The sequence below is a fragment of the Halalkalibacter sp. HAAS-P013 genome (assembly GCF_056619925.1).
In genome coordinates, this window is the sequence record NZ_JBWQTU010000012.1 from 64,963 (window position 1) to 83,242 (window position 18,280).

The following is an 18,280-nucleotide window of genomic DNA, read 5'->3' on the forward strand; positions in this document are numbered from 1 at the left end:
TTGCTAACACCAAGGCACAGGATACTAGCTTGTCCGACAAAGCCGTCTGTTGAAATTCCAAAAAATTTCGCGTCATTTGTCGTAATCTACATCATTATAACACCTAAAAAATAAAAAGGCTTGGTCTTTTATGTTACAATTTCATTTCACTTTGCGTAAACTTATTGTTATTTTCACTAAAAAAGCCCATTCTCCTAGGAGAATGGGCCCGTGTTTCTTACTGTGCAGAAATCCATTGCGCTAAATTTTCTGCTTCTTCAGCTGGAATGTTAATAGCTGGCATTGTGTTTTGGCCATTAATAATAACATCATAAATGTACTCCGGATCATGCTCTTCCCCAGCTAACCTCGGACCACCTCCACCTTCAAGGTTTCCACCATGACAAGCAAGGCAGTTCGCTTCATACGAAGCACGTGCGGCTGTGGCATCATATTCACCAGCCGATTCATCAGCAGCCTCTTCAGCTACAGGATCCTCTGCTGGAGCTTCTTCTGCTGGAGCTGCTTCGTCTCCTCCACCACAGGCAGAAAGAGCAACAACAACACCTAATGCTAGCAATAGCTTTTTCATATAAAAGTACCTCCTTTCACTATGTAGCTTTCTGGAGTTTCCTCCAATGGAATTATATACCTAGTTCAACCGCTAGGCTCGTTTAAAGCCTTCCCCAAGAACCTCAGTTGCATTCGTCACAATGACAAATGCTTTCGGATCAACGGCTTTCACAACTTGTTTCAATTTTGTGACCTCGGTTTGATTCACAACGCACATTAACACATCGCGCTCTTCATCTGTATAACCACCATAGCCACTTAATTTCGTCACACCACGATCAACATCTCTTAAGAGACTTTGACGAACTTCTTCTTGGTGATTTGAAATAATAAGCGCCACCTTCGCATAACCGACACCGACCTGAACCATGTCCACAGTTTTTCCGGTTACATACAAACTAATAAGTGCATACAGGGCTAGCTCAATCCCAAATGTAAATGCAGAAGTAATCACAATTAAACCATCAATAATAAAAACTGCCGCTCCCAATGTTAATCCAGTATATTTTTGAATAATTTGAGCAGCGAGGTCCGTTCCTCCTGTACTTGCCCTAGCTCGGAATACGAGACCAATCCCAATCCCGACACCAATTCCACCAAATAATGCTCCTAATAACGCATCTTCAAATCCTACCGACCAATCTCTCGTTAAATAAACGACAAGCGGCAAAAATAGCGTACCAACTAATGTTTTGATCCCGTATTTAAGCCCGCCAAGAAGCAGGATTCCTAAAATAAATAAGGGGATGTTCAAAGCCCACTGCGTAAAGGCCGGTTCAATCCCCATCATATGAGCGACAATCGTACTGATCCCGCTCACACCGCCTGACGCAATTCTATTAGGAAGCAAAAAGAGGTTAAACGCAATCGCCACAATCGCAGCACCGACAAGTATATATGTATAATCGGTTAATAATTGCACCATCGTGCTTGGCGGCTGCTGGCCTCTTTTCGGTCGCATCATCATACATGTTCACTCCTTCATTTCTTAGAATAACCAAATAATCATTGCGTAGTATAGCACCAGGTGTCAAATATGTAAACGAGACTTCGCTAATGCTGTAGTGAAGTAAAGCGGGGTCTGACCCCAATGCTCCACAAAAAAAAAACCGAGCGCAAAATCCTTCTCGATTTTGCGCTCGGTTTGGTTCTTTCATTATTAAGCTAAGCTATTTACCGAAATAGCTCTTATTTCCCTAAAGACTGACGTAAGTACGCATCAATAAACCCGTCTAAGTCTCCGTCCATCACGGCATTCGTGTTTCCAATTTCATGTCCAGTACGATGATCCTTGACCATGCTATAAGGATGGAACACATACGAGCGGATTTGGCTTCCCCAGCCAATTTCCTTTTGCTCACCACGAATTTCTGCAAGCTCTGCCTGCTGCTCTTCAATTTTCAATTGATAGAGCTTCGCGTTCATCATTTTCATCGCACGTTCACGGTTTTTAATTTGCGAACGCTCCGTTTGACACGTAACGACCGTATTTGTCGGTAAGTGCGTTATTCGAACAGCTGAGTCTGTCGTATTAATGTGCTGACCACCTGCTCCACTTGCACGGTACGTGTCGATCTTTAAATCTTCTGGAGAAATATCAATCTCAACACTGTCATCTAACTCAGGCATAATCTCACATGAAACAAACGACGTATGGCGACGACCTGATGAATCAAAAGGAGAAATCCGCACTAAACGGTGAACTCCTTTTTCTGCTTTTAAGTAGCCATACGCATTATGACCTTTAATAAGAAGGGTCACACTCTTAACACCTGCTTCATCTCCAGGAAGGTAATCCATCGTTTCTACTTTGAAATCCTTCCGCTCTGCCCAGCGCGTATACATCCGTAAAAGCATGGAAGCCCAGTCTTGAGACTCCGTTCCACCTGCTCCAGGATGAAGCTCTAAAATCGCATTGTTCTTATCATACGGTTCACTTAATAATAGCTGAAGCTCAAAGTCGTTCATTGCTTGCGATAACGACTTGACTCCCTCTTCCAGCTCTTGCTGCAAATCAGCATCTGGTTCTTCTTTCACTAAATCATATGAAACTTCTAAGTCCTCAAATTGACCATTCAACTCTAGAAACGTGTTAACTTGCTCTTTTAACGCATTCGCTTCATTAATGACGACTTGTGCTGCATCTTGGTCGTTCCAGAAATCTGGATCGGTCATTTTTTCGTCTAGTTCCGCGATACGCTCTTGCTTCTCATCGAGGTCAAAGAGACCCCCTAAATTCAATTAATCGTTTGGCCACCTGGGCTAGCTCTTGCTTCACTTCTACTAATTCCATATATTCTTCACCTCATAGCGAAGTGCAAAGTCTTAAGACTCTGCACCTACGCTTCTTTCTTTTTTATCTGCCGCAGCAGGCTTTGTATTTTTTCCCGCTTCCACATGTACAAGGATCGTTACGACCAACGGTTACGCCTTTGCGGATTGGTTTTTTCTTTTTCGGTTCTTCTTTATCGCTTTGTTGCATCGCTTTTCCTTGAGCAACTTCTTCACGCTGTAAGTTTTGTTGCACTTGTGCTTTCATGATGTACATGGCCACTTCTTCTTCGATGGAATCAACCATTGCCTCGAACATTTCGAAGCCTTCAAAGCGGTACTCTCGAAGCGGATCATTTTGACCATATGCACGTAAATGAATCCCTTGGCGAAGCTGATCCATTTGATCGATATGGTTCATCCACTTACGGTCAACCGTACGCAACACGATAACCTTCTCGAACTCACGCATATGCTCTGGCGTGAACTGCTTTTCTTTTTCATTGTAGTTGGCCGTTACTTTTTCAACGATCAACTCAATCAACTCTTCAGGCTCTTTTCCTTTTAACTCTTTCTCCGTTAAATCATCTTCATGTAAAAGGTTTGCCTTCATATAATTGACGATCGCAGAAAGATCCCAATCCTCAGGCACTTCACTTTCAGGCGTGTGCAGTTTCACCGTACGCTCGATGACAGACTTGATCATTTTTTCAACAATTTCACGAAGGTTCTCTGATTCAAGTACTTCCATACGCTGTTTGTAAATGATCTCACGTTGCTCACGCATGACGTCATCATATTGAAGAATTTGCTTACGAGCATCAAAGTTGTTGCCTTCCACTCGCTTCTGAGCCGTCTCTACCGCACGAGAAACGAGCTTACTCTCGATTGGTTGATCCTCTTCCATACCAAGACGTTCCATCATGTTTCTCATGTTATCGGAACCGAAGCGGCGCATCAATTCATCTTCCATCGATAAGTAGAACTGAGTTGAACCTGGGTCCCCTTGTCGACCAGAACGACCACGAAGCTGGTTATCAATCCGACGAGATTCATGACGCTCTGTACCAAGAACATGCAAGCCGCCAAGCTCAAGCACACCAGGACCTAGCTTAATGTCCGTCCCACGACCGGCCATGTTCGTAGCGATCGTTACCGCACCTTGATGCCCTGCATTTTCAATGATTTCTGCCTCTTTTTCATGGTTTTTCGCATTTAACACATGGTGAGGAACTTTGCGCTTTGTTAACATTTTTGAGACAAGTTCTGATGTTTCAACACTTACCGTACCAACAAGAACAGGCTGTCCCTTTTTGTATAGTTCTTCAATTTCATTCACAACTGCACGGAATTTGGCTTCTATCGTTTTAAAAATTAAGTCAGGTTTATCATCACGTGCAATCGGTTTATTCGTTGGAATGACCATGACGTCCATTCCGTAAATGTTCCGGAACTCTTCCTCTTCCGTTTTCGCTGTACCTGTCATCCCAGCTAACTTTTGATACTTCCGGAAATAGTTTTGGAATGTAATCGAAGCAAGAGTCATGCTTTCTTTTTGAATCTGCATGCCTTCCTTCGCTTCAATGGCTTGGTGCAAGCCATCACTATAACGTCGACCTTTCATTAAACGACCAGTAAATTGGTCAACGATCACCACTTCACCGTCTTCAACGACATAGTCCGTATCACGATGCATCACAACATGTGCTTTTAATGACTGATTCAAATGGTGATTTAATTGAACATGCTTTGAATCGTACAAGTTGTCGATGCCAAATGCACGCTCCGCTTTGTTCACACCATCTTCTGTCAGCTGCACATTCTTTGTTTTTTCATCGAATGTATAATCCTCTTCCTTTTTCAGAATACGGATAAATGAGTTTGCTTGTTGATAAAGCTGAGTGGAACGCTCAACAGAACCAGAAATAATTAATGGCGTACGCGCTTCATCGACTAAGATGGAATCGACCTCATCGACGAGGGCAAAGTTAAGAGGACGCTGCACCATTTGCTCTTTATATAACACCATGTTGTCTCGTAAGTAATCAAACCCTAGTTCATTGTTTGTGCTGTAGGTTACGTCTGCTAAATACGCTTCACGCTTTTCATCCTTTGAAAGATCGTTCGCATTTAGTCCAACGGTTAGTCCAAGAAACTCAAACAATTCTCCCATGATTTCGCAGTCACGACGGGCAAGGTATTCATTGACCGTAACGATATGAACGCCTTTTTCGGTTAATGCGTTAAGGTAAACCGCAATCGTACCAACAAGCGTTTTCCCTTCCCCTGTTTTCATTTCAGCAATGTTTCCTTGGTGAAGTGCGATCGCACCAAGTAGTTGAACCGGGTATGGAGTCAACTTTAAGACACGTGTTGACGCTTCACGAACAACCGCAAATGCCTCAACTAAAAGATCTTCAAGCGTTTCCCCTTTTTGATAACGCTCTTTAAATTCACTAGTTTTATTACGAAGTCCATCATCAGATAGCTTCTTCATATCTGATGCTAACGCTTCAATTTGGTCAACGAGCTTCTCATTTTTTTTCAATTGTCGTTGACTCGGATCACCGATCACTTTCTTCAATAAACCTAACATCAAATTCGCCCTCTCTTTTTTCAGCTCGTCCAATCTAAATACGAGCATGACGCTTTTTCACTAAGTTTAATTTTATCAGGTAAAACATGGTCTTACAAGGGACACCCTTATGACATGGATTCGAAAAGAATGTAGAAAAAGTTCATTTTTTGAAAAGTCATAAGTCGCTCTCTCCGCACTTGCCGCATAGATTACTCATGAGGAGGGATTTTATGAGAATATTAAACTGGGGAGTAGATTCCGCTGCTGCCGTAACCGAAGACTTGTATCAATGTGTCATAGATAATTTCGGCCGACCTGACTTCTGGGGTCGTTACTTATCAACGATTCCCGCCGTCAGTGAAGGACTAACTCCCGAAGAATATCGTTTCATTCAAAATCACGGAATGAAGCTTATGCCTATTTATAATAATTTCCGCGAAGCTGTTGGAGCTCGTGCTGGGTCTGTCGCTGCAAGAAACTCGATTTTTAAAGCAAGACAACTTGGCATCCCAGAAGGTACATTTATCTTCGCCAATGTCGAGCGTTTTTTTGATGTGGATGCTGATTGGATTATCGCTTGGGTTGAAGCGTTTTACAGAAGTCCTTATCGTCCAGGTATTTATGCCGATCCGGATGAAGGTCCATTTAACGAAGCGTATTGCCAAGCAGCGACGATGAGCAATCTCGTTCGCGAGCAAGCTGTTATTTGGAGTGCGGAACCGGAGCCTGGGACGACAACAAAACGAAATGCCCCGCGCCAATTTACACCAAGCAGACCTGACTGCGAAGCAAACGTGTGGGCGTGGCAATATGGCCGCGACGCAGATGAATGCCCAATCGATACCGTCTTAATGGAAAATCGCCTATATCAGGAGCTAGCCTAAAAGAAAAGACGCACGCCCATTTTGAGCCACTGCTCTTCTTTCGTTAAACTTTCAGGCTTCTTCGAAAAGCGATCACGTGTTTATACTTTTCTCTCTGAAAAAAAAGGGAGCACAGCCACGCTGCACTCCCCTTTTTACTTATTCGATTTACGCTTCTGGCTCAATCAGACCGTATTTTCCATCTCGACGCTTGTAAACAACATTTGTTGAACCGTTCACAGCATCTGAAAAGACAAAGAAGTTATGACCAAGCATGTCCATTTGTAAAATTGCTTCTTCAGCGTCCATTGGCTTTAAGTTAAAACGCTTCTTACGGACAACTTCTAGCTCGTCCGTAACTGGAGCCTCTTGTTCAAGTGGTTCTAAATCATTTTTAAACATATATTTCAAGCTTCCCTCTTGGCGAAACTTGCGATTTACTTTTGTTTTATGCTTACGAATTTGACGCTCTAATTTCTCTACAATACCATCTATAGCTGCATACATGTCCGTATGGACTTCTTCTCCCCTAAGTAAGAGCTGTGGCATCGGAATCGTGACCTCAATGATATGCTGATTGTTCAATACCTGCATACGAACATTGACATCTGCTATGGGAGTAGTATCAAAATAACGCTCCAGTTTATTGACCTTCTTTTGTACATAGTCACGTAAAGCTGGCGTTACTTCCAGGTTTTCACCACGGATATTATAGTTCATAAAATAACTCCTCCTTTTCTATGTACTTATTTCTAGTTACCCCATTGAAAGTCCTGCTTAAACATAAAAAAAAATAAAATTTATGTCGCTTTTGTTACAATGGTGTCGGTTATATTTTATGAGGAATTCCTTTGTTTCAGTACTGTTTTCCCTCTTTTTATTTTCCAAATTTATGGAGATGGCTTTACCTGTTTCTTTTTAAGATGAACATTCAGACAGGACTTATTCGTGCGAGCAAGGACAATGACTACAATATGACTAGCTTAGAACATCGGCAGGTCTTTCGCGTAGCTTCTATAAATAAAAGTGAAAAGCTGCACTTCTCCTATTAACAGTGCGAACACGTGGCGGTGGCTCCTCTCGCCGTGCGCCTTTTGAGAAGTGCGCTCAAAAGGCTTAATAGATAACGGCGGTTCCGCTCACCGCTTAGTGTATATGAAAAAGGGAAGGTCGTCCTTTTTCATATACACTAAAAGCCTATCCCAGTAAACTGAGATAGGCTGTATGGTTTTAGCTATGATTCATTTCCTACCCAGGAATGTGAATTAAAGCTTAACTACGTTCGCAGCTTGTGGACCACGAGCACCTTCAACGATTTCAAATTCTACGTCTTGACCTTCGTCTAAAGACTTGAATCCATCAGAGTTGATAGCTGAGAAATGTACGAATACATCGTCCCCATCCTCGCGCTCAATAAATCCAAAACCTTTTTCTGCGTTAAACCATTTTACTTTTCCTTGCATGCTTTCACATTCCCTTCGTAACTAAAATACTGTGGTGTTTTTTTCCACATGTTTAATATAACAGCGCTCTCACGCCTTTGTCAAACGCTTGAAACGTCTGACAACTCGGCAAAAGTCAACATTCAGGGGTTACTTTTGTCGAAAAATGTAATCGCTTACCTGAAGTTACCTTTCCCTAACAAAGTTGCCCACAAATGTTATTAGAAATAAACTGAATGATTAAATTCAGTTTATTTCAGTTACTATGTATGATTTCCTGACGAGCTTTATTGTATTCATACTTTTTTCACAGTAAAATAAATACATAATTTAACAAATACTAACAAAGAACTACATAATCCTTCGATAAATCAGATAATCCTACCTGCTAAATCGCGGCCACTAGACCTGCAGATTCTCCTAGCACGTGCCCATTTTAGCTTATGATGTACACTGACTCAAGTATGAGGGAGTGTACATTTTTTATTTCTGTCTTTTGTCTCTATAATTCAGAAAAAATGTTTGTTAAAATAAAGTGTTCTATCATTTGGGGAGGGAGGAACTAAATGGCATATAAATGGTTCCTACTAGTAAGTGCATTGGTTTTTCTTGCGGCTTGCAGCAAAACAAACCCTGTCATTCAAGCAGAGCCAACGCAAGAAGACAAGGAAGAAGCAAGAGAAAGTGAAACGGAAGACACCCTTACAGTCGAAGAAATCTTATTAAAATCACTTGGCGAACTGCAACATGTAGAGAGTCTCTCATCAACGAAAGAATTAACTCAACATATCTCATTGCCAAATGAAGAGCCCTTTTCCACGACAACGAGTTTATACACAGAAGTGATCCAAGACCCGTTATCAATGTATAGAAAGAGAGTGTCCGAAGTCCCTATTATGGGCGACTTCATTACAGATATTTTTGTAGTGGAGGACGGTATTTATTTTAGAGACGGTTTGGAAGATACTTGGTTCACATACCCAGAAGATGTAACGTATGAAATTATCGCAATTGAAGAAGAACAGGTAAACCCACAAGAACAACACTTAGAGATGTTAGCTAAGTACACAGAACAGCTTGCCCATGAAGAAAATGAAACACATTTCATTCTAACATTTGAGGCAAACCCTGATGTCCTAACGGCTTTTGCTCTAGAATTAAATCACCTAATGTTGGATGAGCTAGCTGCAGAGCTAGAAGAATTCATGACGATGGCTGACATTCACAAATTAGAGTATCAGTTGTTTATTGAGAAGGAGACATTTCTACAAACACAGTGGACCATGTCGCTCGTGCTAGACTTGTCTTTGGACGAAGATTCCATTAAAAGAGAAATCAGTGTAACCGAAACACTCGATCATTTTAATGAAATTACAGAGATCGTTGTTCCACAAGAAGCTTTGGAAGATGCGGAAGAGTTCAACCTATACTTGTCAGAGTTTGAAGACGTACATAACTTTGACATGAATGATTTCAAGCATGTCGAAGAGCCAATTGGCTTTTAGAGATAAGGGTGGTACCTATTAAGGTATCGCCTAATTTTTTTGCGACCATTAACGAACTTATGTTCTTATAATAAACCACTCTCTTAATAAAGTAAAGCGAAATTCCCATAAAAAAACGACCCATTTTATGAGTCGCTCCCCCCTCTTATCCATGATAACTCTCAAACCGCTTAAACATCCACACCGCCAAAATTAAGAACAGTATCGAAAGCCCAACTGTACTCCCAACAACGATCCAAACCGACCGAACCCATTCTCCTTCTAATAAAAGAATCGAGGCCTGACCTCGAATATTCCCCGGACTCCATTCCATGTACTTTGGAAACAGCGTCGTTAAAAGACTAATCACGGCTAAAAAAAGAACACTAACTCCAGCTATCCCCCCATTATTTCTTAACAACGTCCCTGCCAAAATGGTAACAGCCACAATAAATACTACCCAAAGACTATAAACGACCAAGCTACTTAGCATGAGCGTCCACGAAACGGAGGAAAAAAGCAAATTCGTATAATACCATGTCAACAAGTAACTCGCGATGAGTGACACGAGCAAAATCGCTAGTTGCGCAGTAAATTTGCTCCCGATATATTGAAATGCACTAACCGGCCGCACCATGACAAGCGTTAACGATCCATTTTGGCGCTCTTGGGCAATAACGCCCATCGTTGCTAAGACAAATAATAACGTACCAATCGTTCCATATTGCGACATCACTCCAATCAGCACTTCTTCCCCCGTTGGCGTTGGAATGTCAATAACAGCTCCGTCCGGCAGATTGCCGGCTGCCGCTAAAATTTGCGGCATATAATAACTCGTGATCGGCTGTGATACTCCAATGATCATGAGCACAACCGGCAGCCAAATCCACTTGCCGTTTCTTGCGCTTTCTTTCATTTCTTTTTTCACTAATACTAGAAAATTGTTCATCGTTCCATCACCTTCATATAGGCATCTTCTAAAGAATCCTGCAGCATTTCATAGTGAACAAGCGTTGTATTTTGTCGAAAGATTTCTTGCAACAGTTCATTTGTTTTTGACAAATCACTTAACGTAATCGTAGCCGTCGTTAAATCGTTGTACGTAACGTCTTCCACATAATCCAACCGTTCGAGAAACGTTCCAATAGGCTCTTGTGTTCGAAGTTTAATCGCCAGGCTATCAAATTCTGTCTTCAACGCCTCAAGCGTCCCATTCCACTTTAGTTCGCCGTCTTTTAACATTAATATTTCTTCACACACTTGCTCGGCATCATGCAAAATATGAGTCGAAAACAAAATCGTCATTTTGCTTTTTAGCTGGTCAATAAGCTGGAGTACATCCCGTCTTCCTGTTGGGTCAAGCGCGGAAACCGGTTCATCTAAAATGAGAAGCTCCGGCTCATGAAGCAACGCCTGCGCCAAGCCGAGCCTCTGCTTCATCCCTCCTGAAAACCCGCCAATCTTCTTGTTTTTCACATCCTTCAAACTAACAAAATCCAACGTCTCCTCGATACGTGCACCTAGCTGTTTTTTCGGTACATTGGACAGCTCTCCTGCAAACTGAAGAAACTCCTTTGGTGTCATCCAATTAAAAAAGGATGGATGCTGCGGTAAAAAGCCAATGAGCGACCGGTAATCCTTTTTCTCATAACCAACAAATTCAATCGATCCTGATGTCGGCGTTAAAAGCCCTGCTAACATTTGCAGCGTTGTCGTCTTTCCTGCTCCATTCGGCCCTAGTAGCGCAATACAACGTCCTTTCTCAATCTCAAAGGAAATCGACTTAACAGCCTTATGCTCTTTGAACGACTTACTCAACTTATTAATCGAAACAAGCACCATACCACCTCCTAACCGTTTTTACGTCCAATCACAAAGTAAAGAATCGCTCCAAGCAAATTGACGAATAAAATGATTAAAATCCACATCCATTTCGGACCATTCGTCTCCTCTTGTTTCACACAGCTAAAAAGCGCTGCGAAAGTTAAAATCGCCTGTAACACCATAAGTGGCGCAAGTAATGCCCAGTTCATTTCATGTAATACGTCCACTCTCATCTCTCCATTTCTTTTCTTTTTGCCTTTCTTCTCCGAGGCAAAATGACAAATAATAAATAAAACACAGTCGGCAGCGGAAACTGAATCAGCCCCCATATTCCCCAAAACCAAGCAAAGCTGCCTTTTTTCTTCGCATCAATAAATAGGATCGTACTCTGTGTAAAAAGCAGGACAATGACGAGCGGAAGGATCACGTACAACTCAAACGTCGTCATATACAACCGTCCCTTCACGCTTCTTTCTCCTTATCAATACGAACAAAAGAATCGGCGCAACAACGACCGCCCCCGCTTGTATAATGATAAAAATGACTGGCGCTTGGAATAGACTCGTCAAGGTGACACTTAAGATTAAAACGGCTGTTACTAAGAAAATGATGAGCTCCTTAATAAAAACTTGTTTCTGCTTAACCCGATATGTTGCCAGCTGCTCCTTAATTTCTGCAAACGAAGCGGATGAACGATCACCTAGTTCATCTAGCTGGTTCCAATCCTGTTGCAATTTTCGGATATGCTCCTGATCCTCACTTCGCTTCATCATCCCACTCCTTTCGTATTTGTTTAATCCCATTGTGAACCCGCGATTTCACCGTTCCCTCGCGAATGCCAATCATCTTTCCAATCTCGCCATACGTAAACCCGTAATAATGATGCAAAAGAATCGGCACCCTCACATCCGCATCAAGCTGATTAAAGTCAGCGAATACATCGCTCCACTCCATCCCCTTCGTATCAGCCTGCCAAGAAAGCTGCCGTGACAACGTCTGCTTCACTTGGTCAAGCCATTTCCTCTCACGCTTCTGCTTCCGGAGAAGATCCATGTACAATCTTGATGCAATCGAAATCATCCACGTCGAAAACTTCGCCTCCCCCTGGTACGAGGAAAGACGCGTGTAGCACTTTATCATCGTCTCTTGCGCCAGATCACTGCTCACTTCCTCATCAAGCGTCAATTTCAAAAGATATTTGTATAAGAAAGAATAATAACGTTGAAAGAGATGGGCGAACGCATCATCATCGCCAGCCAGCGCTTTTTCAATTAAACGAACGTCCTCCTCATGTTCCATAAAAGGCCCCTTTCTATGTGCTCATTGATATGACGATTGGCAGTCGTGAATCGTTCATATGTTTTTAATTTTTTCTCGGTTGTTATGTAGTAGTCATAAAGAGCAGGAGAATGTATGAAAAAGCCAGCTCTCCTTATGAGCTGACTTTATCCATTTGATCATCTTTAGTTATCAAGCTTCGTTGCTATTTTTTCTACAACTTCCTTTGGAAGTCCAGTCATACGAATGACAAATTGAATGTCCATCTCTTCCTTAAGCAGCGTTATAGCCACTTCCTCTTTTCCTTCTAATTTTCCTTCTTCTAAAGCATCATCTCGAATAGACTCGATATCTTTTAATGCTTTCTCACGGGCTTCGTACTGCATTCGAATTTCTGGGTCCATGCTTGCAAGTCGTAACTTTTCCACACTTAGCTCCAACATCGGATCTTGTTTCGCCATTTCGTCCCACCTCGTATCGTCCGTATTTGTTAAAAAGCGTAGCCATTTCGCCATCCGATCATTCGGTGTTATCTTCCCATTTTGTTCTAAATTTCTAAACTTAGGCATTTCAAAGAAGTGTAATCTTAATAAATCATCTGGATACGGTTGTAGTGTCCCATCTTCCTTAAGTCCAAAACTTCTTCGGTAATCTTCAGATTGAAAATAATTAAAATCGATGAGGTTAATTGCGACTACTTTTGTTAATGTTTTATATTTCCCCTTTTCCCCTAGCTGTCCCTCGTATAATCTTGACGCATAGAAAAGCGAACGTTTGTGTATGTTCTTCTGATTCGTTAACTGAATTTCTACGTTAATATAACCTAAACCTACCACTCTTGCTCTAACATCTAAGATTGCTTCCTTATCTTTAAGACTTTTCTTGTTTAGAGCGGGATTTAAGACTTCAACTTTTACTAAACTTTGTCCGTCTGGTACATCCAGCACATCATTTAAAAAAGCTAATAGTAATTGATTTGATGTCTCATCTTCACTTCCAAAAAGCAGCTTAAACACAAAATCATTTTTGGGCTTCAACCACTGAAGAGGCGTCTGTTCTGACATCGCATCATCTCCCTAATGATAATCCTTACTATAATTATATCATGTATTTCATATTTTTAGAAAAATACTTGACAAGACATAACAACACTTCCAAAGAATTTAATAGCCATTTATTCGCAAATCAAAAAAGCTAGCTCTCCCCATTGAGCTGACTTCTCCCTACACACCACGCTTATCAAAAAACACTCCGTCTGATGTTGGACCATCATACGGATTATCGTATTTGCGTCCTGTTTCTTTTTTCTTTTTAATATCTGAGAGATTGGCACGAATTTCTGCGCGGATCATTTCCAATTGTTCATTCAAACGTTTGTTTAGCTTCACCAATTCCTGACCGAGCTTCTTTTCAGGCTCAGTCAACTTGCTAGAATCTATTCGCGCGATAAAATGATCCCGTTGCCCTAATCTCTCATCCACCTCAGCAATAAAATGATCCCGCTCATCATCAACCTTTGGCAGCCCCTGTTTCACAAACTGAAACAGCGACTCCGTTTGAAGATAAAGCTCTTTCACCGCTGACATTATACTCGTCCACCAGTACCAGCACTGTGGCGCTGCTGACGATCAATTAGAATCACTTCTTTCCACGTGTTGCGGAATTCTGTGACAAGTTCTTCTGCATAATTAAGTGCTTGAAGATCATTTTTTACATTTGCGTCTACTAATTGATTTAAAATGTAATCATACATCCGCATCATGTTTTGACCAACTTCTGAATCGGTCTTTAACGTGATCATCAACTCACGGATGATGTTTTGCGCTTTTGTAATCGACGTATTACGCTGCTCAATATTCTCAGCTTCTATTGCTTGTTTTGCTTGTTTAATAAACTTCAAGCAGCCATTGTAGAGCATTAATGTGAGCTCACCTGGTGATGCGGTTTTCATAGCGTTTTGTTTGTAGGCGTTCGCGTTTTGCATGTTTGTAGCCATTTTATAACCCTCTCCTAATTAAACGTTTGATTATCCTTGTGGGAACAACTGGGCAAACAGTGTTTCCGCTTGTTGATTGGCACGATTTACCGCTGCGTCCATTGCATTAAATTGGCGCCAGTAGCGATCTTCCACTTGTTGAAGGCGACGCTCAAAGTTAGAAATCTGATCATTGATTCGGTTTAAATTACGTCCTAATGTAAACTGATTGTTTTGCACTTTTCCACGCAAGCCACCAGCTCGATCAGCGACAGAACCAATAGCAGCATCCAATGTAGACCGAAGCCTTCGAGCAATCCCTTGTTCACTACTCGCTTCCCCATTGCCTGCAAATAGTTGGTACACACCTTCAACATCTTGTTCGATGGCTTCACGTAGCTTTTCCGGGTCAATCTCAAGCTTCCCGCCATCCATATAATTACTAGTCGTCTTTATTCCAATTGTTGTTAATTGATTGAAAGAAGTATTCAGTGAGCCGTTTACAGGACTATATAAATCCGACCTCATACGATCCACAGCATTTCTTAGCGCCATATCATTTCGTAAAAGTCCACTTTGGGCACGCTCTTCCCATTTTTCAATTTCTTTTTCTGACATGGCATCTTTTTGTTCATCGGTTAATGGGCGGTAATCACGATGACGTTCTTCTCCAAGCTTTCCGTTCACTAAATCAAGTATTTCATTATAATCATCGACAAACTTTTGAATCGTATCGAATACTTTATCTGTATCCGTCGATGCTTGTAAATTGACTTCCCCATCAAATGTATCCCGTAATGTCACGGTCATCCCCGCAACGGTAAAAGTATTGGAACGACGTTGAGTTGATAACCCATTCATAGTAAATTCAGCGTTTTTGGCACCATGTTTGTAATCAGCGTTAAAATTTAACTTGAGTGCATCTTGGAAAAAAGCACCTTCAAACTCAATTTCTTGCCCATCCTTATTAAAAATGCCTGTCGCCGAACGCGATACAGTTACTTTATCCGAAAACTCATCATAGAAGCCGGTTACTCCAACACTTGAGCGACCTAGCTCACTAAAAACCGTGTTTAACGATTGATCAGACGTAAAAATAAACTTATCTCTTTGTGCTCCGTTCTCATTATAGGTTGTTACTCCTGCAGTTGTATATTTATGTTTAGGGTCTGAGGAGCCTTCAGGTGCCGCCGTGATAAAAACGGTTGAGATTGTCGTCCCTTGTGCGACGGGAGATTTAAAATGAAGCTTCCCTTCTGCATCAAGTCTTACTTGATGATCTTGTAGTTCTCCATCTGTCACAACATCGTAAACTTTCCCATTCACTTTTACGATCATATCTTCTGTATTGATAATGTCACCTCTCTTTAAATCAACAACAGTAGAAGTAGAAGCTTGGCGAATCGATTGACGATTGACGATCCCTTCCTTCCATATGTCTTCTGCCACATCAAATTGTTGTTGACCAAGAGCTCCGCTTGCGCTAATTTTCATATCACCAGAAATGCCTTTTCCATCAGCTGTTTGACTGCTATATGTCGCTGCCTTAGCAAGGTTTTGCACATTGCTAATTCGAAGAGACATATTTCCTGCTGTGGAAGAAGCCGTTGCCGTTACTAAACTATCATTCGAACTTGTCACTTTCTTTGACTGCATAGTATTTTGACGCATAACCGTATCAAATATATTTGTACGAAACTCATTTAATTTTCGGTTGATCTCTCGATAATCTTCCATTTGCCACTCAATAACTTGACGGTCTTGGACCATTTTATCCACCGGCATCCGATGTGCCCGCATTAAATCTGAAACAATTTGATTAATATCCATCCCTGTGGCGAGACCTGCTATTCTCATATTATGTACTCCCCCAAACCCTACTAATTACTTTTATTATCGGCATCATTACTAGATTGTTTAACACTGTTCCGTAATTTCCTGGATATAACAAAGGGGGTGTCTCAAAAAGGTCTGTTTTCGACCTTTTGAAACACCCCCGAAGCAATGAACGAAGTCGCTACATCTTTTAAAAGCCTTGAGAGGAGTGGGGTTCTCCTCTCAAGGCGCGTAGCGAACGGAGCCATTGCCACCTCTGTTTCGGCCTTTTGGGACAGCCCCCTAAACTCGTTTATCAATAATCAACCCTGCATGTTTCAGCATCGATGCGACCATATCTAAAAAGTGCTCAGGTGGAATCTCCTTCACTACTTCATTTGTATTCTTATCAACCAATTGTACATATAACCGATCTAAATCTTCATGCACATTAAATTTAACCGTCGTAGCATGATTATCTAGCAGCTCATTCATATTTTCTACTTGCTTATCAAGTGCTTCTTTTGAAGAGTTACGACTCCCAAGCTCACTCGTTTCTAATACTTTTTTTGAAGCCATTGCACTTGGCTCTAGCTCTTTGCCTCCCCTAATGATACTCTGTGATTTACCGATGATCGGTTCAGAACTATGATGAAACGAAGCACTTTTCACTTCCACCTATGTGCACCTCCGAAGGCTTTTTTCTTTTATATCGGAAAATTCTAAGTGAGTTTAAGCAAAATTCTAAAAATAATACATACTATGGCAAATTAATTAAACTTTTAGGTCAATAGAGCTTCCGAGATGAGGCTGAGCTGTCTGTTGAATAGCTTTCACATCAGCTGAACTCATCATTTTCTGAAGAGCTTCACTTTGTTGCTCAGCATTCCCTAAAGCCTTTTTCATAACTGACAAACTTGCCTGTTGCTGAACTTGACCTTGATGTAATGCCATAGAAAGTAGAGCGATATCCATTAAAACACCTCCCTTTAATGTACAACAGAGTGTAACTTCTTCTCTAAGCATTGGACTTCCATTTTTAGCTCGTGGAGTTGTCGATTAAGTTTCTCAGTTTCTGAAGTAGAAAGCTTATTTACTAGAGCAGTCTCTGCAATGTCTTTCATCTCATATAATTTCTCTTCTATTTGAGCTAAGATGCTGTCTCGTTCTTTCGTCCATTGAAGCTGTTCTTCGAGAAACTGTTTCTTTTGATGCAAGTCCTTGTTCATGATATCAACCTATCCTCTTCATAAACTTATTTACTTCATTATTTCATACTATCGCATATAGAAAACTGACAATTTCCAAACATACCTACTAATATATCTACAGCTCACTAGCAATTGTAGCTATACCTTCTCATTCACATTTCCCTAAAAATAGAAATAGCCCCTATCTCATAATGGAAGTCGAGGCGTTGGATCATTTGTTTCTAATATCTAGTTGTACGCAGGAAACGCTTTAGAGTAAGGACCCTGCTCTTTGAAACACAAGAACCGTCCCAACGTTTCTCCGGTTGAAAGAGTCTTATGAACACCTCTAAAATATGAATCTAAAGCTCACTAAATGTTTTATGTCTACCTAGTTATAAGTTCATTTATACTTTCCGAAATAAACTTTCCATTCATATTTTCAATAATATTCTTTGAAAATTCATCACTGCAAGATACTATACTATCTGCTACTTCTAAGGCTTCTTTTTCATGAATTCTATCTGCGTATAGTTTTTCAGATTCAGACTTAACTATTTCCTCACTTAGCTTCCCCATCTTTATTTGCTGAACATGAACTAACTCATGAACTATTGCTAACCTAACATAAACTTTAACTATTTTATAGAATATACTTTTTTCATTATAAATTAGTTCAAATCTTTTAGTACAATCTTCGGCAATCCTTCTTGTATTTAAAAATATTTTTTTTGAATCCTTAAATTCCTTAATACTCCTAATAGTTGCTACTGTACAGCTTTTCAGTTTTACTTCACTATTTTCAAATAGATCGAACATCGTATCCATTTCTTGAATATCCAAAATATCTTTAACTTTTAAAATATACTTCTCAAGAGAGTCACTAGCTATATAATCTTTTATCTGCAATTCAGTTGGTTTAACCAAGTACTCTTTTATTGACAAGATAGATACCTCTTTTTCTTTTTATTTGTCTATGAAAATCATCCCTATATAAAAAGAGACCCT

The 18,280-nt window shown here is 40.8% G+C and carries 22 protein-coding genes; 2 read left to right on the plus strand and 20 right to left on the minus strand.

Annotation, left to right across the window (positions count from 1 at the left end):
• Nucleotides 1-217: 217 nt before the first annotated feature.
• The 4 genes from AC1FXP_RS16135 to secA form a co-directional block, all read right to left on the minus strand.
• Nucleotides 218-571, minus strand: a complete 354-nt coding sequence (locus tag AC1FXP_RS16135; RefSeq protein WP_480063044.1) for a c-type cytochrome — start codon at nt 569-571, stop codon at nt 218-220.
• A 72-nt stretch (nt 572-643) separates the two neighbouring features.
• On the minus strand, nt 644-1,513 hold the full coding sequence (locus AC1FXP_RS16140) for a YitT family protein (RefSeq protein ID WP_480063183.1): 870 nt from the start codon (nt 1,511-1,513) through the stop codon (nt 644-646).
• Between the two features lie 227 nt (nt 1,514-1,740).
• A protein-coding gene (prfB, locus tag AC1FXP_RS16145) for a peptide chain release factor 2 (RefSeq protein WP_480063045.1) occupies nt 1,741-2,845 on the minus strand; the annotation gives its coding sequence in 2 pieces (ribosomal slippage) (nt 1,741-2,772 and nt 2,774-2,845; 1,104 coding nt in all).
• Between the two features lie 63 nt (nt 2,846-2,908).
• On the minus strand, nt 2,909-5,419 hold the full coding sequence (gene secA / locus AC1FXP_RS16150; protein WP_480063046.1) for a preprotein translocase subunit SecA: 2,511 nt from the start codon (nt 5,417-5,419) through the stop codon (nt 2,909-2,911).
• A gap of 212 nt (nt 5,420-5,631) precedes the next feature.
• On the opposite strand from secA, the gene AC1FXP_RS16155 reads away from it, so the two are divergent.
• Nucleotides 5,632-6,285, plus strand: coding sequence for a glycoside hydrolase domain-containing protein (locus AC1FXP_RS16155; protein ID WP_480063047.1), 654 nt, complete (start codon nt 5,632-5,634; stop codon nt 6,283-6,285).
• Nucleotides 6,286-6,432: 147 nt separating this feature from the next.
• Here AC1FXP_RS16155 and hpf read toward each other — a convergent pair whose 3' ends face one another.
• Together hpf and cspD are read right to left on the minus strand one after the other, a co-directional pair.
• Nucleotides 6,433-6,984, minus strand: a complete 552-nt coding sequence (hpf, locus tag AC1FXP_RS16160) for a ribosome hibernation-promoting factor, HPF/YfiA family (RefSeq protein ID WP_332629863.1) — start codon at nt 6,982-6,984, stop codon at nt 6,433-6,435.
• A 545-nt stretch (nt 6,985-7,529) separates the two neighbouring features.
• Nucleotides 7,530-7,727 carry a cold-shock protein CspD gene (gene cspD, locus AC1FXP_RS16165; protein WP_034634086.1) on the minus strand — a complete coding sequence of 66 codons (198 nt, stop codon included), beginning with the start codon at nt 7,725-7,727 and terminating at the stop codon, nt 7,530-7,532.
• Between the two features lie 545 nt (nt 7,728-8,272).
• Between cspD and AC1FXP_RS16170 the strand changes: the two genes are divergently transcribed.
• Entirely contained in the window at nt 8,273-9,211 is a 939-nt protein-coding gene (locus tag AC1FXP_RS16170) for a DUF6612 family protein (protein WP_480063048.1), read from the plus strand.
• 145 nt (nt 9,212-9,356) lie between these two features.
• Here AC1FXP_RS16170 and AC1FXP_RS16175 read toward each other — a convergent pair whose 3' ends face one another.
• The 14 genes from AC1FXP_RS16175 to AC1FXP_RS16240 all read right to left on the minus strand — a co-directional run bounded on the left by AC1FXP_RS16175 (nt 9,357) and on the right by AC1FXP_RS16240 (nt 18,217).
• A complete protein-coding gene (locus AC1FXP_RS16175) occupies nt 9,357-10,139 on the minus strand; it encodes an ABC transporter permease (protein ID WP_480063049.1) in 783 nt (260 codons plus the stop codon).
• Nucleotides 10,136-11,032, minus strand: a complete 897-nt coding sequence (locus AC1FXP_RS16180; RefSeq protein ID WP_480063050.1) for an ABC transporter ATP-binding protein — start codon at nt 11,030-11,032, stop codon at nt 10,136-10,138. The genes AC1FXP_RS16175 and AC1FXP_RS16180 overlap by 4 nt, the downstream gene beginning before the upstream one ends.
• An 8-nt stretch (nt 11,033-11,040) precedes the next feature.
• A complete protein-coding gene (locus AC1FXP_RS16185) occupies nt 11,041-11,223 on the minus strand; it encodes a PLD nuclease N-terminal domain-containing protein (RefSeq protein ID WP_480063184.1) in 183 nt (60 codons plus the stop codon).
• Nucleotides 11,224-11,243: 20 nt separating this feature from the next.
• Nucleotides 11,244-11,462 carry a transcriptional regulator gene (locus AC1FXP_RS16190; RefSeq protein WP_480063185.1) on the minus strand — a complete coding sequence of 73 codons (219 nt, stop codon included), beginning with the start codon at nt 11,460-11,462 and terminating at the stop codon, nt 11,244-11,246.
• Complete coding sequence (locus AC1FXP_RS16195; protein ID WP_480063051.1) at nt 11,449-11,787, minus strand: YxlC family protein; 339 nt, start codon at nt 11,785-11,787, stop codon at nt 11,449-11,451. Before AC1FXP_RS16195 ends, AC1FXP_RS16190 begins: the two co-directional genes overlap by 14 nt.
• Nucleotides 11,771-12,313: an RNA polymerase sigma factor SigY gene (sigY, locus tag AC1FXP_RS16200; protein ID WP_480063052.1), complete on the minus strand. Its 543-nt coding sequence runs from the start codon at nt 12,311-12,313 to the stop codon at nt 11,771-11,773. The genes AC1FXP_RS16195 and sigY overlap by 17 nt, the downstream gene beginning before the upstream one ends.
• Before the next feature lie 164 nt (nt 12,314-12,477).
• Complete coding sequence (locus AC1FXP_RS16205; protein ID WP_480063053.1) at nt 12,478-13,356, minus strand: Rpn family recombination-promoting nuclease/putative transposase; 879 nt, start codon at nt 13,354-13,356, stop codon at nt 12,478-12,480.
• Nucleotides 13,357-13,515: 159 nt separating this feature from the next.
• Entirely contained in the window at nt 13,516-13,878 is a 363-nt protein-coding gene (fliT, locus tag AC1FXP_RS16210) for a flagellar protein FliT (RefSeq protein WP_480063054.1), read from the minus strand.
• On the minus strand, nt 13,878-14,288 hold the full coding sequence (gene fliS, locus AC1FXP_RS16215) for a flagellar export chaperone FliS (RefSeq protein ID WP_480063055.1): 411 nt from the start codon (nt 14,286-14,288) through the stop codon (nt 13,878-13,880). The genes fliT and fliS overlap by 1 nt, the downstream gene beginning before the upstream one ends.
• A gap of 30 nt (nt 14,289-14,318) precedes the next feature.
• Nucleotides 14,319-16,124, minus strand: coding sequence for a flagellar filament capping protein FliD (gene fliD, locus AC1FXP_RS16220; protein WP_480063056.1), 1,806 nt, complete (start codon nt 16,122-16,124; stop codon nt 14,319-14,321).
• A gap of 261 nt (nt 16,125-16,385) precedes the next feature.
• Nucleotides 16,386-16,760 (minus strand): flagellar protein FlaG, encoded by a 375-nt coding sequence (locus AC1FXP_RS16225; RefSeq protein ID WP_480063057.1) that lies wholly within the window; start codon nt 16,758-16,760, stop codon nt 16,386-16,388.
• Between the two features lie 96 nt (nt 16,761-16,856).
• Complete coding sequence (locus tag AC1FXP_RS16230; protein WP_480063058.1) at nt 16,857-17,057, minus strand: YjfB family protein; 201 nt, start codon at nt 17,055-17,057, stop codon at nt 16,857-16,859.
• A 14-nt stretch (nt 17,058-17,071) separates the two neighbouring features.
• On the minus strand, nt 17,072-17,311 hold the full coding sequence (locus tag AC1FXP_RS16235; RefSeq protein WP_480063059.1) for a hypothetical protein: 240 nt from the start codon (nt 17,309-17,311) through the stop codon (nt 17,072-17,074).
• 348 nt (nt 17,312-17,659) lie between these two features.
• Nucleotides 17,660-18,217, minus strand: a complete 558-nt coding sequence (locus AC1FXP_RS16240; protein ID WP_480063060.1) for a hypothetical protein — start codon at nt 18,215-18,217, stop codon at nt 17,660-17,662.
• Between the last annotated feature and the right edge of the window lie 63 nt (nt 18,218-18,280).

What these genes read in the sequence shown, in the direction of transcription:
- AC1FXP_RS16175 (WP_480063049.1), bottom strand. Translation starts at nt 10,139, where the DNA reads ATGAACAATTTTCTAGTATTAGTGAAAAAAGAAATGAAAGAAAGCGCA.
- AC1FXP_RS16205 (WP_480063053.1), bottom strand. Translation starts at nt 13,356, where the DNA reads ATGTCAGAACAGACGCCTCTTCAGTGGTTGAAGCCCAAAAATGATTTT.
- AC1FXP_RS16235 (WP_480063059.1), bottom strand. Translation starts at nt 17,311, where the DNA reads ATGAACAAGGACTTGCATCAAAAGAAACAGTTTCTCGAAGAACAGCTT.
- fliD (WP_480063056.1), bottom strand. Translation starts at nt 16,124, where the DNA reads ATGAGAATAGCAGGTCTCGCCACAGGGATGGATATTAATCAAATTGTT.
- sigY (WP_480063052.1), bottom strand. Translation starts at nt 12,313, where the DNA reads ATGGAACATGAGGAGGACGTTCGTTTAATTGAAAAAGCGCTGGCTGGC.
- secA (WP_480063046.1), bottom strand. Translation starts at nt 5,419, where the DNA reads ATGTTAGGTTTATTGAAGAAAGTGATCGGTGATCCGAGTCAACGACAA.
- AC1FXP_RS16190 (WP_480063185.1), bottom strand. Translation starts at nt 11,462, where the DNA reads ATGACGACGTTTGAGTTGTACGTGATCCTTCCGCTCGTCATTGTCCTG.
- cspD (WP_034634086.1), bottom strand. Translation starts at nt 7,727, where the DNA reads ATGCAAGGAAAAGTAAAATGGTTTAACGCAGAAAAAGGTTTTGGATTT.
- AC1FXP_RS16195 (WP_480063051.1), bottom strand. Translation starts at nt 11,787, where the DNA reads ATGATGAAGCGAAGTGAGGATCAGGAGCATATCCGAAAATTGCAACAG.
- AC1FXP_RS16170 (WP_480063048.1), top strand. Translation starts at nt 8,273, where the DNA reads ATGGCATATAAATGGTTCCTACTAGTAAGTGCATTGGTTTTTCTTGCG.
- AC1FXP_RS16135 (WP_480063044.1), bottom strand. Translation starts at nt 571, where the DNA reads ATGAAAAAGCTATTGCTAGCATTAGGTGTTGTTGTTGCTCTTTCTGCC.
- AC1FXP_RS16155 (WP_480063047.1), top strand. Translation starts at nt 5,632, where the DNA reads ATGAGAATATTAAACTGGGGAGTAGATTCCGCTGCTGCCGTAACCGAA.
- fliT (WP_480063054.1), bottom strand. Translation starts at nt 13,878, where the DNA reads ATGTCAGCGGTGAAAGAGCTTTATCTTCAAACGGAGTCGCTGTTTCAG.
- fliS (WP_480063055.1), bottom strand. Translation starts at nt 14,288, where the DNA reads ATGGCTACAAACATGCAAAACGCGAACGCCTACAAACAAAACGCTATG.
- AC1FXP_RS16230 (WP_480063058.1), bottom strand. Translation starts at nt 17,057, where the DNA reads ATGGATATCGCTCTACTTTCTATGGCATTACATCAAGGTCAAGTTCAG.
- AC1FXP_RS16140 (WP_480063183.1), bottom strand. Translation starts at nt 1,513, where the DNA reads ATGCGACCGAAAAGAGGCCAGCAGCCGCCAAGCACGATGGTGCAATTA.
- AC1FXP_RS16185 (WP_480063184.1), bottom strand. Translation starts at nt 11,223, where the DNA reads ATGAACTGGGCATTACTTGCGCCACTTATGGTGTTACAGGCGATTTTA.
- hpf (WP_332629863.1), bottom strand. Translation starts at nt 6,984, where the DNA reads ATGAACTATAATATCCGTGGTGAAAACCTGGAAGTAACGCCAGCTTTA.
- AC1FXP_RS16180 (WP_480063050.1), bottom strand. Translation starts at nt 11,032, where the DNA reads ATGGTGCTTGTTTCGATTAATAAGTTGAGTAAGTCGTTCAAAGAGCAT.